This window comes from Pinibacter soli, from assembly GCF_029961145.1.
Classification (GTDB): Bacteria; Bacteroidota; Bacteroidia; order Chitinophagales; family Chitinophagaceae; genus Pinibacter; species Pinibacter soli.
Genome location: NZ_JASBRG010000001.1, coordinates 662,098 through 677,852, shown reverse-complemented (window position 1 = coordinate 677,852; position 15,755 = coordinate 662,098). Strand labels below are relative to the sequence as shown.

Genomic DNA, 15,755 nt, shown 5'->3' with positions numbered 1-15,755 from the left:
CTCACCCTATTAATTATTCATTATTAATTATTAATTACTAAACGGTAATGTTACAAAACGACCTGATCATTAGAACACTTCGCGGAGAAAAGACAGAAAGAACACCAGTTTGGATGATGCGCCAGGCCGGACGCTATTTGCCTGAATACATGGCACTGCGTGCAAAATATGGGTTCTTCGAACGTTGCCAAACTCCCGAACTGGCCGCTGAAATAACATTGCAGCCAGTGGATATCGTAGGCGTTGATGCCGCTATTTTGTTTTCCGACATTCTTGTGGTGCCACAGGCAATGGGGCTTGAAGTGGAATTGATTGAAAGTAAAGGTCCTAATTTGCCCGAACCAATTAAAACCACTGCCGACCTTAAACGTGTTCGTGTACCTGAAGTGGAAGAAACGTTGGGTTATGTTTTTGATGCGATCAAGTTGATCAAACAACAATTGAATGGCCGCGTTCCTTTGATCGGTTTTGCAGGAGCGCCATGGACTTTGCTTTGCTACATGGTACAAGGAAAAGGCTCCAAGACTTTTGACGAAGCAAAAATATTCTGTTATACCCAGCCTGAACTTGCACACCAATTGTTGCAAATGATCACCGATACAACCATCGCTTACCTGAAAGGACAAGTGAAAGCAGGCGCAGATGTTGTACAGATATTCGACAGCTGGGGCGGCTTACTGAGCCCTGCAGATTTTGAAAATTTCTCCCTTAAATATATTCGCCAGATTGTGGCTGCATTGAAAGACGAAGTGCCTACCATCATCTTCGCAAAAGGTGCATGGCATTCGCTGGAAAGCATGGCTGCCACAGGCGCTCTTGGTCTTGGTATTGACTGGTGCATTACACCACAACTTGCGAGACAAATGGCCGGCAACAACATAACCCTTCAGGGAAATTTTGATCCCGCAAAATTAATGTCTCCTATTCCGGTAATCCAGAAAGAAGTAAAAGAAATGCTTAAAGGCTTTGGCCCGGGCCTCCACATAGCCAACCTTGGTCACGGCATTTTACCAAACGTTCCGGTTGATCACGCAAGAGCATTTGTGGACGCTGTGAAGGCGTTTACGTGGTAGCAGGTGCATTATCCTGATAGCTGCATTTTGTTAGGCAAATAACTGAGTAACTGAATAACTGAATGTTCGTATGCGGGAAGTCTTTCCGACTTTCAAACACTCAGTTATTCAGTTACTCAGTTATTCAGTCCCCTCCGTCATTTTTTTGTCAGCGATTTGGAAACTGATGCAGATCAGTCGTAATCTTGCACATCATTTTCAGCTTTGTCTAAAACTCATATATGGCGACTTCAACAACAGTAACAGAACTTGCGGAAAATCAGGTGAAGGAAACCTGGATCAGCTTCATCCACCAGCTTCAGGACCATATTTGCAAAGCGTTGGAAGTTGTTGATGGCAAGGCTGTTTTTGTTGAAGACAAATGGGAAAGACCAGAAGGCGGCGGTGGCAGAACCCGTGTGATTGCCAATGGTAATGTATTTGAAAAAGGAGGTGTAAACACTTCCGTGGTTTTTGGAGAAGTAACAGACACAATGCGCAAGCAATTGAGAATCGAAGGAGAGAAATGGTTTGCATGTGGTCTATCTTTAGTTATTCATCCGGTTAATCCTTTTGCGCCTACCGTTCATTGTAATTACAGAATGTTTGAGTTATACGATAAAAACGACAACGTTATTGACAGATGGTTCGGCGGCGGTACAGACCTCACTCCCTATTATTTATTCGAAGAAGACGCCAAACATTTTCACAAAACATACAAAGATGTGTGCGACGATTATGACACGCACTTTTACAAGAACTTCAAAAAAGAATGTGATGATTACTTCGTGAATTATCACCGCAATAATGAAAGAAGAGGTATTGGTGGCATCTTTTACGATCATCAAAAGCCTTCGGGAAATAAGGATGTAACCTTTTGGGTGAACTTTGGAAAATCCTGCGGTTATGCATTTACACAAGCGTACATTCCAATCGTTGAAAAAAGAAAAGATATTCCATATACCGCAGAGCAAAAACATTGGCAGGAAATAAGAAGGGGCCGTTATGTAGAATTCAATCTCGTGCATGACAGAGGTACCATCTTTGGCCTTAAAACAAATGGCCGCATAGAAAGCATTTTAATGAGTCTTCCTCCCACGGTGAGATTTGAATACAACTATCAACCTGTGGCAGGAAGTGAAGAAGATAAATTGTTGCAGGTTTGTTTGCATCCGAAGGATTGGGTGTAGGGGATATAGCCTTGCAGCATTATTCTTTCGTCTTTGACGATAAAGTTGCCGGAGGCAACAGAATAAAACTTCGAGGCTACAAGCCTCGAAGAGCAACAAAAACAAAATCAGACCAATATGTATTTAGTCCGCAGAAATAGAATTTTAAGAACAAACGCATCGATTAGAAATTTAGTAGCGGAAACTACTTTGACGCCGAATGATTTTATTGCACCACTTTTTATAGATGAAGGAGAAGGAGTAGAAGTGGAAATAGCATCAATGCCAAACTATTACAGAAGAAGCATTGATCTTACCATTAAAGAAGTAAAAGAACTTTGGAGCCTCGGCATCAAAAGCGTGTTGTTATTTATCAAGTGCAAGGATGAATTAAAAGATAACACCGGTAAAGAAGCATGGAACCCGGATGGTTTAATGCAAAGAACGATCAAAGCGATCAAGAATGCCATTCCTGAAATGATCGTAATGACAGATGTTGCGCTTGATCCTTATTCCATTTACGGCCACGATGGTATTGTTGAAAATGGTGAGATTGTAAATGACCCAACCGTTGAAGCTTTGGCAAAAATGAGTCTTAGTCATGCTCAGGCAGGCGCGGATTTTGTAGCGCCAAGTGATATGATGGATGGCCGTATAGGCATTATCAGAAAAATTCTGGAGCATCATGACTACACTAAAACAGGTATCATGAGTTACAGTGCAAAATATGCTTCCTGCTTCTATGGTCCTTTCCGCGATGCGCTGGATAGTGCGCCGGGTTTTGGTGATAAGAAAACATATCAAATGGACTACGCCAATAGAAAAGAAGCGATCAGAGAAACATTGATCGATATTGAAGAAGGCGCAGATATTGTAATGATAAAGCCTGCAATGGCCTATCTTGATATCATTCGCGAAATCAAAAATACAGTTGACGTTCCAGTGAGTGCCTACCATGTAAGCGGTGAATACGCAATGATAAAAGCAGCAGCAGAACGCGGATGGTTGAATGAAGAAAAAGCTATTTTGGAAAGCTTAACGTCTATCAAAAGAGCGGGTGCAGATTTGATTGCAACGTATTTTGCGAAAGACGCGGCGAAGCTGTTGAATAAGTAGTGAGTAGTGAGTTTTGTGTTATGAGTGAAGAGCGGGAAGTGCCCTTATTCATTACTGATCAATGTCAGAAAACCAATTTTTGAAAACCATTACATTGCATCAACTGTAATATAGAATCAGCTTTTTGAGTTGTAAACCCAAACTCAAAACTTATTACTCAAAACTCAAAACTTTCGTTATGTTCATCATCGAATTAACTTACACCGTTTCGCCTGCAGAAATTGATTCCGCACTCGCGCCACACATGGTATACCTTGAAAAGTATTATGAGTCGGGCCATTTTTTTGCGTCTGGCAGAAAAGAACCCCGCGATGGTGGTGTAATATTGGCGCTTGCTTCTTCAAGAGCGGAGATTGAAAAAATCATAGCAGAAGATCCGTTTTATCAAAATAAAATGGCAGATTATCGCATCATTGAATTCAAGGCAACCCGGAAAACGAAAAAGTTTGCGATGATAGATGCCGATGACTATTTACATTAATTTTTAAAGAAGAACCTATATAACAGATGTCTTATACTCGCAGCATAGAATTATTTGAGCGTGCACAGCAATCCATTCCCGGAGGCGTAAATTCGCCCGTTCGTGCATTCAAAAGCGTAGGTGGTACACCGCTGTTCATTAAAAATGCAAAAGGCGCTTACCTGTATGATGAAGACGGTAATCAATATATCGACTACATCGCATCCTGGGGGCCGATGATTTTGGGACACGCTTATGAGCCTGTGGTAAAAGCAATACAGGAGCAAGCCGTTTTTTCAACTTCCTACGGTGCGCCTACAGAGCTGGAAATAAAAATGGCAGAGCTTATCAAAGGGATGGTGCCGAACCTAGATCTAATACGCATGGTGAGCAGCGGCACAGAAGCATGTATGAGCGCCATTCGCGTTGCGAGAGGATATACTGGTAAAAACAAGATCATAAAATTTGAAGGATGTTACCATGGCCATGCAGACAGCTTTCTTGTGAAAGCAGGAAGCGGTGTTGCAACCTTTAACATTCAAACTGTTCCCGGCGTAACAGCAGGCGTGACCAATGATACACTTACTTGTGCTTACAATGACTTGCAGGCAGTTGAAAGATTAGTCGCAGAAAATAAGAATGAAGTGGCTGCCATCATCATCGAGCCGGTTGCCGGAAACATGGGTTGCATTTTGCCTGAAAAAGGATTCATTGAAGGCTTGCGCAAATTGTGTGATGCAGAAAATATCGTGTTGATTTTTGATGAAGTGATGAACGGTTTTCGTCTCGCACCCGGTGGTGCACAGGAGAAGCTGGGCATTGCCGCAGATCTGGTAACCTACGGTAAAGTAATTGGTGCCGGAATGCCGGTAGGTGCATTTGGTGGAAAGAGACATATCATGGAAGTGGTTGCTCCTCTTGGAAATGTTTACCAGGCGGGCACTTTAAGCGGTAATCCAATCGCAATGATCGCGGGTTATACTTTGTTGAATGTGTTGAATACAAATCCTTCCATTTACAAAGAACTGGATGAAAAAACAATCTACTTACGTGACGGCTTAAACGAAGTATTGAAAGCATGGGGTAAACCTTATGTGATCAATCAGTTGGGCTCTATGATCAGCATACATTTCAGCGATAAGCCTGTAACTGATTTTGCAAGCGCAGCAGCTGCAAACAATGATCTCTTCAAAAAATATTTTCATGCAATGCTTAAGCGTAGTGTTTATTTACCACCTTCTGCATTTGAAAGCTGGTTCCTGAACAATGCGTTGACGAAGGAAGATTTGGATAAGACAATTCAAGCCACGAAAGAAAGCCTCAAGGAAATAACTGAATAACTGAATGACTGAATAACTGAGTGTTCCATTTTCGATTTTGCACTACGATCGTTGAACACTCAGTTATTCAGTCATTCAGTTATTCAGTTATTTGTCACCTCACCTGGTTTCTCACCAGCAGCGCTGTCGTAAAAGCTATAATTGCTCCAATTAAAAACGTAAATACAAGCAGCAGAAAATAAGAAAGAAACGAGCCGCCGGACATTAATTGCACTTCTTTCATTTTGTCGGCAATGATGATGGGAGATGCTTTGATAGCAACCAGTTTGCTTCTTTCAAACTCCATCAGACTCGCCTGGTAGCGCGGGTTGATCACCTCTCCATACAAGGCAAACCAAAGCGTTGACAATGGAGCATATATCACACAAACTATAAGACCGGTTACAAATCCCTCTTTAAAGGAAATCGTATTTCTCTGGTTTCTTTTTTGACGCGCAATAGCAAACGCTATAAAAAAATAGAAGACAAATGCAGTCACCATCCTTGTATACTGACCTTTGGCATGATCAACCGTGTTGTAACCCATCAGATGTTCAAATAAGGTCCACACAATTGTAATGACAAAAGCAATTAATGCGTACCTAACTCCAATATTCTTCATGCGCAAGGTTTAATAAAGAAACAGCTAACTGCAGTTTGCTGTCAATATTTAAAAAAGAAGTCCTGCAGCTTACTTCGATCCTTCGTGACCGTTAGTGCCAACATTAATAATATCCGTGACTTTTGAGCATTGAGATCGTCGGACACAATGAACCCGTATTTGTCATCATCTACCTCATCGTGTAAGGTAACGCGCCCACTGTATGTGCGTGAGTCGCGGCAAACAATAATGCCGCTTTTCGCCGCCGCCGCTAACGCGTCAAGATTAGCTTTGTTCATGTTCCCATTTCCTACACCGGCGAAGATAATTCCGTCCACCTTGTCTTTCACGAAAGCGTTCACCGCTGTTGCCGGCGCATCTGCATACATGTACGCAATGTCAACACGAGGCAGTTTTGTTATTTTATCAATGTCCCACGGAGCCGTAGCGCCGGTTAGCCTTTCTGTTTTGCGATAGTATTCTACCATTCCGTCGTATACCAAACCAATAGGACCGAAGTCTGCAGATTGGAACGTAGACGTGCTTGTTGAATTGCTCTTTGTAACATCTCTTCCCGAGAACACCATTTCATTCATAGCGACCAATACTCCTCGTCCTGCGCTTTTGGGAGATGCAGCCACAACAACAGCATCATAGAGATTTTTAGGACCATCTGCGCTGATAGCAGTGGCAGGCCTCATAGAACCTGTAAGCACTACTGGCTTATCAGATTTTATAGTAAGTCTTAAAAAGTAGGAAGTTTCCTCCTGTGTATCGGTGCCATGAGTGATCACAATGGCATCCGCTTCATTATTCTTAAAAATTTCGTTTATGCGTTTTGCTATTTTTAGCCAGATGTCAACGGTCATATCCTGGCTGCCAATGCTGGCAATCTGTTCGCCCGTAACCTTGGCAATTTTGTGAATGTCGGGAACAGCGCTTAACAATTGATCAATAGGCAGTTCGCCCGCTTTGTATGCTGCTCTTGTAGAAGATGCGCCGGCTCCGGCTATCGTACCGCCGGTAGCGAGGATTTTCACGCGTACATTTTGTGCAATTGACTGAATGGTAAGGAAAACAGACAATAGAAGCAATACAATCCGGAACCTGCTCATAGTTATATTTTTAATTGGTAACAATAACAGCCCTTAGAAGTTCGGATTCGGTTAGGCTTTACCGTAAAGACGTCAGGGTTGTTACAACACCTTTTCCTTTTGCATTTTCTTGATCAGCATTTCAATGAGTTCTGTCGTTCCGGCGTCCAATCCTTTTTTCATATTGGCGTCAATTGTTGCCAGCCATGCCGCGCTGTTGGAGCCTTGTACGTAATAGTTGGTTTCAATAATCAAATGCTCTTCGATCTTGCCACTTCCTGATATAGGTAGTGGCGAACCGTTAAAGCCATTATAAAAACCACCATAGCTGCCACCGAAGCCGGTACTGGTTGCCGTTTGCGCCGTGCTCTTTACTTCTGTTGCTTTTTTTAGCGGCCTGAGTGTTATAAGCGATGTGGCATTTAATGACTGCGCCCTTTCTCTCAAAGAATCCCGTTCTTTTAAATCATTGTCAGAAAAATTGCCGTGAGCTGTAATCGCATCGTATCCTTTGCTTTTAAATATTTGGGCCACTTTGTCTTCCACCTCGTTTCGAAAAGCCGGTTCACTGATTTTTGCATACACCACCAACTTTCCGGGCGGCGCAGCAGCAAACGATGGATTTTTCCATGTTGTGGTAATATGTGACTGGTTACTGCAGGCAACAGTAAACAATAGCAGTAGTAAGGGAAAATAATACCGTGATGTACGTTTCATAGTGAATAGCGGGGTATTTGCATGGGCAAAAAGCACAGCGACCCTACATTGCACTAACATGATAAACGCTTAAATGTTCAAAGGACCCCGACTATTTTGAGCTTATTTACCAGTACCCAACTGATCAAAAATGTATGAAAGCGAGGAGTATTCGAGCACTAGACGTTGTGGTTGGTGATCCGTTTCTTTCCATTTGACCAAGCGTATTTCTCCGTTTTCTATTTCAATACCTGTTATGTCGCCATCGCTGAAGCAACAGCAGCCACTGTTGAAGTAGGATGGAATCACCATCGTTTTGTGAAACTGTTTGCCAGCGTACTCTTCCTTGCGCTGCGCCAGTTCGGCTTCCAACCTTGCAATAAGCTTAGTATTGTTGCTGGACCTCGCTTTTTCAAGCGCTGCATTGATTCTTTCGATGTGATCGAGCGAAGCGAAAACGGGCTTGTGAGTGTGACCGGAAATGAAGAGAAGATTCTTTTGCTCCGCCGACCATTCATACATCATGATGTTATGCTTGTCTACCAACTCAAAATTATCGGAAAGTGTATTTGTTTTGATCTCAAGAAAGCGCTGAACCGGCGTCCAGATCGCGGCAACAAACCATTTGCTGAAAGCGTTACCATCGCTGCGCTGATCGCCTTGGTGGCCGTGCGCCATGAAAATGGAGAATACCTCATTCTTATATTCCATGTTTAACAACAGACCCTCGTAAATACGCAACTGTTTGCCATATCTCTTTTTGAGAAAAAGCGATTGCGGCATTTTAAAACTCCATTCAAGATCGTGATTGCCAAATATTTTTACAAACCTGTCATCTTTTAGAAAATTCAATTCCAGCAATAAATCATCGCGGTAACTTCTTAAAACATCTATGGGCTTATTTTCCCAAAGCTCTTCACAATCACCAAGTGCAACGAGTGTAAAGTTGCTTTTGAAATAATAATCAAGCGCAGCCACATAGTTCTTCTCACAAGTTAAAAAGTCGTCCGCTGCGTCTCTTGTGCCTTTGTGCTGATCAGAAAGGATGATATATTTTCCGGAGTTCAAATCGGCACTCAGCTTCAGGCCTTTCTGTGAATTACCCTGCCTTATTTCTTTTATAAGAGTATCAAGCGATTGTATGATAGCGGCTTTGTCCGGCGAAGATGAAAATTTATCCGCCATCCAGGTCGCCGGTCTCTTAAACAGGAACTGGCAAAATCTTCTGATTGTATTGACGATAAGTTTAAACAATGCGTTAATTGATTATTTGTAAATGCCAATCAGACTTTTACATAAATTTTCTTTTTATCCAGCAAAAAGCCGATCAGCCAAAAAAACAGCACTATACAAATAGCAAATAGTAATGAGCCATTGTTAGGATTGGAAAATAATGGGTCGCAGACATGTGTGTAAAACCAGTTTAATGGCGACGAGTATTCAATGCTTCCATTTTCCTCAACGCCAGTTTTTACCCTAATGATCGCATCTGTTTTAGGCAATAATTGACTTAACACGTAGATAAACAATGGGTTTTTGCCAAAAACGTCAAAGAGTTTGGTCGCCCAGCCCTTGGCTTTTCTTACTTCGATCAGGTAGATCATTATTGAAATGATCAGGGTAGCGAGGCCTGTTGTAAGCAAAACATAGCTGCTGGACCATATTTTCTTATTGATGGGAAAGACGCCGCCCCAACATAATCCTGCGAAAAAGAGTACACAACCTATCACAAAAAGTTTGGTCAAAAGCTCATAAAAGATAGCTGGAGAGTTGTTTTCCTTCGTTTTTTGCTGAATAAATTGCCCAACCAGGTAGCCAAAGATAACCTGCGTAATAGCGGGCAATGTACTCGCAAGTCCTTCGGGATCAAAAGCAACGCCCTCCCCGTGGTACAGATGGGAACTTCCCAAAACCGCTCTATCCAGGTGGGTACCCCAAAAACCTTCCAGAGAAAACGGATCCGGGCCATGGCCAAACAATAAGCATAAGGCCCAATAAATTAACAATATCATCATACCCACCACAAAAGCCCCTTTTGGCTTACAGTAGTAGACTATGAGGGATGCAAAAAAATAGCACAGAGCAATGCGCTGCAAGACATTTAATATGCGGATGTCATGTAATGATTTGGCGATAAGGTTTCCCTCCTGCCACCGTACGAAAGGATACCAGTTCATTAGCAGGCCTATTATAAATATCAAAAAAGTTCGTTTGCAAACCTTTTTTAAAAAGACTGAATCGCCTGCGGCTTGCAATTTTGGCATCACAAAGGCCATTGCATTTCCCACAGCGAAAAGAAAAAAGGGAAAAACAAGATCTGTGGGGGTGTACCCATGCCATGGAGCATGTTCCAGCGGTTCGTAGATATGTGACCAGCTACCGGGGTTATTTACAAGGATCATCAGGGCTACGGTAGCTCCCCGGAAGACATCAAGTGAATAGAATCGTTGGTTCAAATTACATGGGTTTAGTAACGAATATATAGGATTAAATGGACAATTTTTTGACTTTTTGCTAAAGAAATCGATGCGAAAAGGATATAACTTGCGCCTTTTACGGTTCTAAATTATTTATTGATTAATAAGAAGTTCTCCGCTGAAGGCGGGTATTTTTTGGGTGCTAAAATCACATATATTTGCAGCCGTCAGCCCTTAAGGGCAATTGTTGAGAGATATTAAGGTTTTGAGAATGTTCGAATTGCTGTTGTTGTATGATAATATTTTAAACAAGACGCACCCTTAAACATTATATTCTGTGAGAAGTATACAACATTTTATTTGTTTTAATATTAAGGCATAGGAGACAGCATTCGCAATGGTCTTTTGTGCCTTTTTGATTTTGGCGAGAAAGATAGGAACGGTTATTGCATATTGGAAGCTTCAAAAAATCAATCAGTTATAAAATAGCATTGTGACTGAGGTGGCGAAGCTGTGCCCTCACAAAAGTTTCAAGGGATTAGATGTTTGTTACATTTGTATTTCTAAGAAGTAACCACAATGCAGAATAGAGATTGGTTCGCGCTTTATACTAAACCTCGCTGGGAGAAAAAGGTAAATACTCTTTTACATCAAAAAGGATATGAAAGTTATTGCCCTCTGAATAAAGTGAAAAAGCAATGGAGCGACAGGGTCAAGTTGGTTGAAGAGCCATTATTTAAATCTTATGTTTTTGTAAAGATTTCGCCGGACGATCAATCTGATATAAGAGCAGTAAACGGAGTGGTAAACTTTGTATATTGGCTGGGCAAACCAGCTGTTATCAGAGAATCTGAGATCGAAAACATTAAAAAGTTTTTGAATGAATATGAAGATGTTCAGATTGCTCCATTAAGTATGGAAATCGGTGATGAGATGTTGGTGACTACCGGCCCCCTGATGGATAAAACAGGTACGGTAAAAAGAATATTAAAAAACAGAGTTGAGTTAGTAATCGAATGTTTGGGTTATAAGTTGATCGCTAATCTGCCTAAGACAAAACTGAAAAAACTTTAAAACAACAGTGCAAACCACAATGAGATTGTTATATACAGGGCTCGTTGCCTTGATGGTATTAATCCTCGCATCCTGCGGCAACCCTAAGGAGCTTCGCTACTTTCAGGGTGAATTTGACACAGCCAAACTTGCAAAGTTGAACTATACCGAACCCCTTATTCAAATCGGCGACATTCTTAGCATAACTGTGTTCAGTGATAACATTGAGGCATCTGTGCCTTATAATATGAGCCTGCCTCCTACTACATCTGCCACATCAGGACAAAGTAACACAATGCTTGGTTACGAGGTCGACAACAATGGAAACATACAAATGGCCGGTTTGGGAACGTTAAAAGTAAGTGGCCTCACGATTGCCCAGCTACAGGGATTGTTAGATCAAAAATTAGAGAAATTATTATCTCATCCTTTCTACAACATTAAGTTTCTCAACTTTAAGGTAACGGTTTTGGGAGATGTGAATCATCCAGGTACGTTTACCTTCCCGGTTCAAAAGGTGAGCATTATGGATGTTCTTGGGATGTCCGGAGATCTTACTATTTATGGCAAAAGAGATAATATATTAATTATAAGGGAACAGGATGGTAAAAGAGAATTTGGAAGAGTAAATTTAAAATCGCCGGACATATTCAAGTCCGACTGGTTCTACCTGAAGCAAAATGATGTTGTTTATGTTGATATGTTGGATAAAAAAGCCATAGCAACGGACCAAACAATGAGATGGATAGCAATTTCGACTGCTGTTCTGTCCACAGCATCAATAATCACTACACTTATCATCACTATTGACAACCACAAATAATTATAACTTTTTTGAATGGCTGATAATTTTTCACCTGATTTAATATCCGATAACTCTCAAAAGTCTTTTGACATAAAAGAGTTTATATTAAAGTACCTTAAGTATTTGCCATGGATAATTATTTGTGGTATAATAGGTTTTATTGCAGGGTATATAAAGTTACGATATGCTGTGCCTCAATACAAGGCCGAGGCTTCAATGCTTATTCGTAATAATGCGCTAAATGGAGGGGGGAATGACTCAAAAATGGGAGCACTTCTTATGCAACAGGGGTCTAATATTAACCTGGCTAATGAAATGCAAATTTTACAAGCTCGTCCTTTATTAAAGAGAGTAGCCCAAAATCTTAAATTACATACAAGGTACTATGCTGTTGGTAATGTAAAATCCACTTTGTATTACAAGAATAATCCGGTTAAATTAACAATATTAGCATTAGATTCATTGTCAAACGCAACTCCATTTGGTTTTGAAGTGCAAGTTGTGAATGCAGATGCCTTTATTATTAATAACGATACAAGACGTTTTTATTTTAATCAACCATTTGTTTACAATGGATCGCATTTAGAATTAATTAAAACTGATTCAATTGTAAAAAATAGCAATAATGAGTATCCTAAAATATTTATTACCTATACACCTTCACAATTTGTTGCAGATCAATTAAAATCGGCGTTAGCAATAAAAGTCGTTGAAGGAACGGATGTACTTAAGTTAAGTGCGTTTGGTGAGAATAAAGATATGTGTGCAGATATTCTTACTGGTGTTATGGCTGTGTATGATAGCATGGGGATAGAAGAGCGCAGCCGCGTGGCGCAAATTACTTTACAATTTATAGATGATCGGCTTGATACCGTAAAAAAAGAACTGGGCAATGTAGAGAACCGGTTACAGGATTTTATGGAAAAAAACAAGCTGTATGATATGGAGGCCCAGTCTTCAAATTATTTGGAATTATATAATGATTACTATAAGCGGGAGTCTCAAATGGTTGTACAAACCAGCATACTTAATTGGTTGATAGATTACTTAAAAAACAAACAAAATAAAAACAGGCTTGTACCAACTACCTTAGGCGTGCCCGAACCCGCTCTAGGCGGTTTTATTGAAGGTTATAATAAACTGCAAATTGAAAGAGATGCAACAATAAAAACTGTTCCGGAATCCAACCCAATGATTCAAAAAATGGATGTATCATTGGAAAAAATGCGGGTTGATATGATTGAGGCATTGACCAATGTAAAGGCTTCATATAACTTAACAGACCAAAGCCTTAAATCAAACTCTCAAAATGCGCAAAACGAATTATTGTCGCTGCCCCAAAAGGGAAGGCAAATGATAGAAATAAAAAGAATGCAGCAGATTATGCAGGATTTGTATTCTTTTTTATTACAAAAGAAAATAGAAGTATCCATATCCTCTGCATCCAACATATCTATTGCACGTGTGGTTGAAGAAGCTGTCCCGTCCGGCGCTCCGGTTTCGCCAAACCGTAAAAGTATTTATTTGATGTTTACTATGTTGGGCTTGGCAATACCTATTGGTATTGCAGCTTTATTGGAGTTGTTAAATGATAGAGTAAATTCAAAAGCGGATATTCAAAAATTAACCCAAACTCCTATTTTGGGTGAAGTGGGTCATTCGGAACCGGAAGACCTTCCGCTTGTTATGAAAAACAACTCAAGAAAATTTATAGCCGAGCAGTTTAGGATTATAAGAACCAATCTTCAATTCATATTAGCCAATGTTAATAAGCCCGTTATTATAGTAACTTCTACATTTAGCGGCGAGGGTAAGTCTTTTGTAAGTACGAATCTGGGTGGTGTAATGGCGCTGGCCAAAAAGAAAACGCTGATAATGGAGTTTGATATTCGCAAGCCTAAAGTTGCTTCGGGATTGGGGATACATGTCAGGAAAGGAATAACAAATTTCATAGTCGGAAACGTTTCGCTTGATGACTTGATTGTGCCGGTAGACGACATTCCGGATTTATACCTGTTACCGTGTGGTCCTGTTCCGCCTAACCCGGCTGAATTATTATTGTCACCAGCAATTAAAGAATTGTTTGAGTATGCTAGAAAAAATTTCGACGCGATCATTGTTGACACTGCTCCGGTAGGAGTAGTAAGCGATGCACTGATTTTAGGTGGGCTGGCTGATGGAGCTGTTTATATAATCAGACAGGGATATACTTACAAAAAGCAGGTCGCATTTATTGAAGATATGTATAGCCAGCAAAAATTGCCCAGACAGTCAATAATAATAAATGATATCAAGCATGTGATGGGCTACGGCGGATACTATGGCTACGGCTACGGATATGCTTCGGGCAAAAAGAGTCACTACTTCGACGAACAAAAAAAATCTCTTTTCTCAGGTCTTTTCAGAAAGAAAAAAAGAAAGAAATAGTATGTATTTTGCGCATTCCTCCTGCTATATCGATGAAGGCTGTGACATAGGGGAAGGAACAAATATTTGGCATTTCTCACACCTAATGAAAGGTTGTGTTGTTGGCAACAATTGTAACATTGGACAAAACGTTGTTATAATGCCGGAAGTGGTGCTGGGAGCGAATGTAAAAGTCCAAAACAATGTTTCCTTATATACAGGAGTGGTGTGCGAGGACGATGTTTTCCTGGGGCCATCATGCGTTTTTACAAATGTTATAAATCCAAGAAGCGCTGTTTCGAGAAAAAATGAATTTAAGAAAACGATTATCCGAAAAGGAGCATCAATAGGGGCAAACGCTACGATCATCTGCGGAATTGAAATAGGAGAATATGCCATGATTGGCGCCGGTGCCGTTGTCACAAAGAATGTACCGCCTTATGCAGTGGTAACTGGTAATCCGGGAACGCAAAAGGGCTGGGTAAGTAAGCACGGCAATAGGCTTGATTTTAATAATGATAATATAGCTGTGTGTTTGGAAACCGGAGAAAAATATTATCTCAACAATAACACAGTTTCATCTGAAATATAGAATTAGAACGAGAATATGAGCACTTTGTATAAAGAATTAGAACGTGAGTCGGGTATGGCCGAAACAGGTAACGAAAAAGAGCATTGGGACATGGTCATTCAGCCCAAAACATCGATGCTGGATTTGCAACTAAAGGAGGTGTGGCGCTATAGAGACTTGATCATGTTGTTTGTAAAAAGAGATTTTGTTGCCCAGGTTAAGCAAACAATATTGGGGCCAGTTTGGCACGTAATTCAGCCAATATTGACAACACTTATGTTTTGGGTTCTATTTGGTCGCATCGCTGGAATTGACACAGGCGTTCCCGGCCCTATGTTTTATATGAGTGGTATAGCTCTTTGGAACTATTTTTCAACATGCCTTACCTCTACGGCCGGCACTTTTGTTACCAATGCGCCAATTTTTGGGAAGGTTTATTTCCCACGGTTGATTTTACCCATCTCTGTCGTAATCTCAAATCTGATAAAGCTTGGAATACAGCTCGGTTTGCTTCTTGTTATGATGGCCTACTATGGAATAACAGGAAAATTTGTATTCCATTTTAATACTTCTTTACTTCTCGTACCAATAGTCATCTTTATTCTGGCGGGGCTTAGCTTAGGCTTGGGAATTATCATTTCTTCTCTTACAACAAAGTATCGCGACTTTACCCTTTTGCTTGGCTTTGCAGTTCAGCTGGGAATGTACATATCGCCTATTCCATACCCCTTATCAAAACTTGCGGAAGGAAGTCAGTTAAGATTATTGCTGGATATTAATCCTATAACACCTTTGGCGGAGGCTTTCCGTTATGCTTTGTTTGGTCAAGGCACATTTACTGTAGGAACACTGTTGTATAGTTTGGCATTTATGATGGTGATTTTATTTTTCGGTATCATAATGTTTAACAAAGTAGAGAAAAGTTTCATGGACACTGTTTAGTTCGAAACTTTCAAAACCCTTAGACTGGAGTATCATTTCATTTTTAATTTTTTC

General features: G+C 40.6%; 15 protein-coding genes. 10 read left to right on the top strand and 5 right to left on the bottom strand.

Translation table 11 applies throughout. The features are described from left to right. The first annotated feature begins 47 nt into the window (after window positions 1-47). The 5 genes from hemE to hemL all read left to right on the top strand — a co-directional run bounded on the left by hemE (window position 48) and on the right by hemL (window position 5,137). Window positions 48-1,073: a uroporphyrinogen decarboxylase gene (gene hemE / locus QJ048_RS02675; protein WP_282332785.1), complete on the top strand. Its 1,026-nt coding sequence runs from the start codon at window positions 48-50 to the stop codon at window positions 1,071-1,073. A gap of 221 nt (window positions 1,074-1,294) precedes the next feature. Further along, the gene (gene hemF / locus QJ048_RS02670; protein ID WP_282332784.1) at window positions 1,295-2,242 is read left to right on the top strand and encodes an oxygen-dependent coproporphyrinogen oxidase; all 948 of its coding nucleotides are present in this window, start codon (window positions 1,295-1,297) and stop codon (window positions 2,240-2,242) included. 117 nt (window positions 2,243-2,359) lie between these two features. Further along, window positions 2,360-3,337: a porphobilinogen synthase gene (gene hemB / locus QJ048_RS02665; protein WP_282332783.1), complete on the top strand. Its 978-nt coding sequence runs from the start codon at window positions 2,360-2,362 to the stop codon at window positions 3,335-3,337. Between the two features lie 178 nt (window positions 3,338-3,515). Continuing rightward, complete coding sequence (locus tag QJ048_RS02660; protein WP_282332782.1) at window positions 3,516-3,818, top strand: YciI family protein; 303 nt, start codon at window positions 3,516-3,518, stop codon at window positions 3,816-3,818. Between the two features lie 26 nt (window positions 3,819-3,844). Next, complete coding sequence (gene hemL, locus QJ048_RS02655) at window positions 3,845-5,137, top strand: glutamate-1-semialdehyde 2,1-aminomutase (protein ID WP_282332781.1); 1,293 nt, start codon at window positions 3,845-3,847, stop codon at window positions 5,135-5,137. Window positions 5,138-5,231: 94 nt separating this feature from the next. Here hemL and QJ048_RS02650 read toward each other — a convergent pair whose 3' ends face one another. The 5 genes from QJ048_RS02650 to QJ048_RS02630 form a co-directional block, all read right to left on the bottom strand. Further along, window positions 5,232-5,738 (bottom strand): DUF4199 domain-containing protein, encoded by a 507-nt coding sequence (locus tag QJ048_RS02650; RefSeq protein ID WP_282332780.1) that lies wholly within the window; start codon window positions 5,736-5,738, stop codon window positions 5,232-5,234. Window positions 5,739-5,779: 41 nt separating this feature from the next. After that, window positions 5,780-6,832 (bottom strand): type II asparaginase, encoded by a 1,053-nt coding sequence (locus tag QJ048_RS02645; protein WP_282332779.1) that lies wholly within the window; start codon window positions 6,830-6,832, stop codon window positions 5,780-5,782. Between the two features lie 81 nt (window positions 6,833-6,913). Further along, complete coding sequence (locus QJ048_RS02640) at window positions 6,914-7,528, bottom strand: hypothetical protein (RefSeq protein ID WP_282332778.1); 615 nt, start codon at window positions 7,526-7,528, stop codon at window positions 6,914-6,916. Between the two features lie 102 nt (window positions 7,529-7,630). Continuing rightward, window positions 7,631-8,761: a metallophosphoesterase family protein gene (locus tag QJ048_RS02635; RefSeq protein ID WP_282332777.1), complete on the bottom strand. Its 1,131-nt coding sequence runs from the start codon at window positions 8,759-8,761 to the stop codon at window positions 7,631-7,633. A 29-nt stretch (window positions 8,762-8,790) separates the two neighbouring features. Further along, on the bottom strand, window positions 8,791-9,963 hold the full coding sequence (locus QJ048_RS02630) for an acyltransferase family protein (RefSeq protein ID WP_282332776.1): 1,173 nt from the start codon (window positions 9,961-9,963) through the stop codon (window positions 8,791-8,793). 540 nt (window positions 9,964-10,503) lie between these two features. Between QJ048_RS02630 and nusG the strand changes: the two genes are divergently transcribed. The 5 genes from nusG to QJ048_RS02605 are packed head-to-tail and all read left to right on the top strand — an operon-like array spanning window position 10,504 to window position 15,701. Beyond that, window positions 10,504-10,998 carry a transcription termination/antitermination protein NusG gene (gene nusG / locus QJ048_RS02625; RefSeq protein ID WP_282332775.1) on the top strand — a complete coding sequence of 165 codons (495 nt, stop codon included), beginning with the start codon at window positions 10,504-10,506 and terminating at the stop codon, window positions 10,996-10,998. Between the two features lie 19 nt (window positions 10,999-11,017). Next, window positions 11,018-11,800 (top strand): polysaccharide biosynthesis/export family protein, encoded by a 783-nt coding sequence (locus QJ048_RS02620; RefSeq protein WP_282332774.1) that lies wholly within the window; start codon window positions 11,018-11,020, stop codon window positions 11,798-11,800. A gap of 15 nt (window positions 11,801-11,815) precedes the next feature. Next, window positions 11,816-14,209 carry a GumC family protein gene (locus QJ048_RS02615; protein WP_282332773.1) on the top strand — a complete coding sequence of 798 codons (2,394 nt, stop codon included), beginning with the start codon at window positions 11,816-11,818 and terminating at the stop codon, window positions 14,207-14,209. A gap of 1 nt (window position 14,210) precedes the next feature. After that, window positions 14,211-14,780: an acyltransferase gene (locus QJ048_RS02610; protein ID WP_282332772.1), complete on the top strand. Its 570-nt coding sequence runs from the start codon at window positions 14,211-14,213 to the stop codon at window positions 14,778-14,780. A gap of 15 nt (window positions 14,781-14,795) precedes the next feature. Continuing rightward, complete coding sequence (locus QJ048_RS02605; RefSeq protein WP_282332771.1) at window positions 14,796-15,701, top strand: ABC transporter permease; 906 nt, start codon at window positions 14,796-14,798, stop codon at window positions 15,699-15,701. Window positions 15,702-15,755 lie beyond the last annotated feature (54 nt).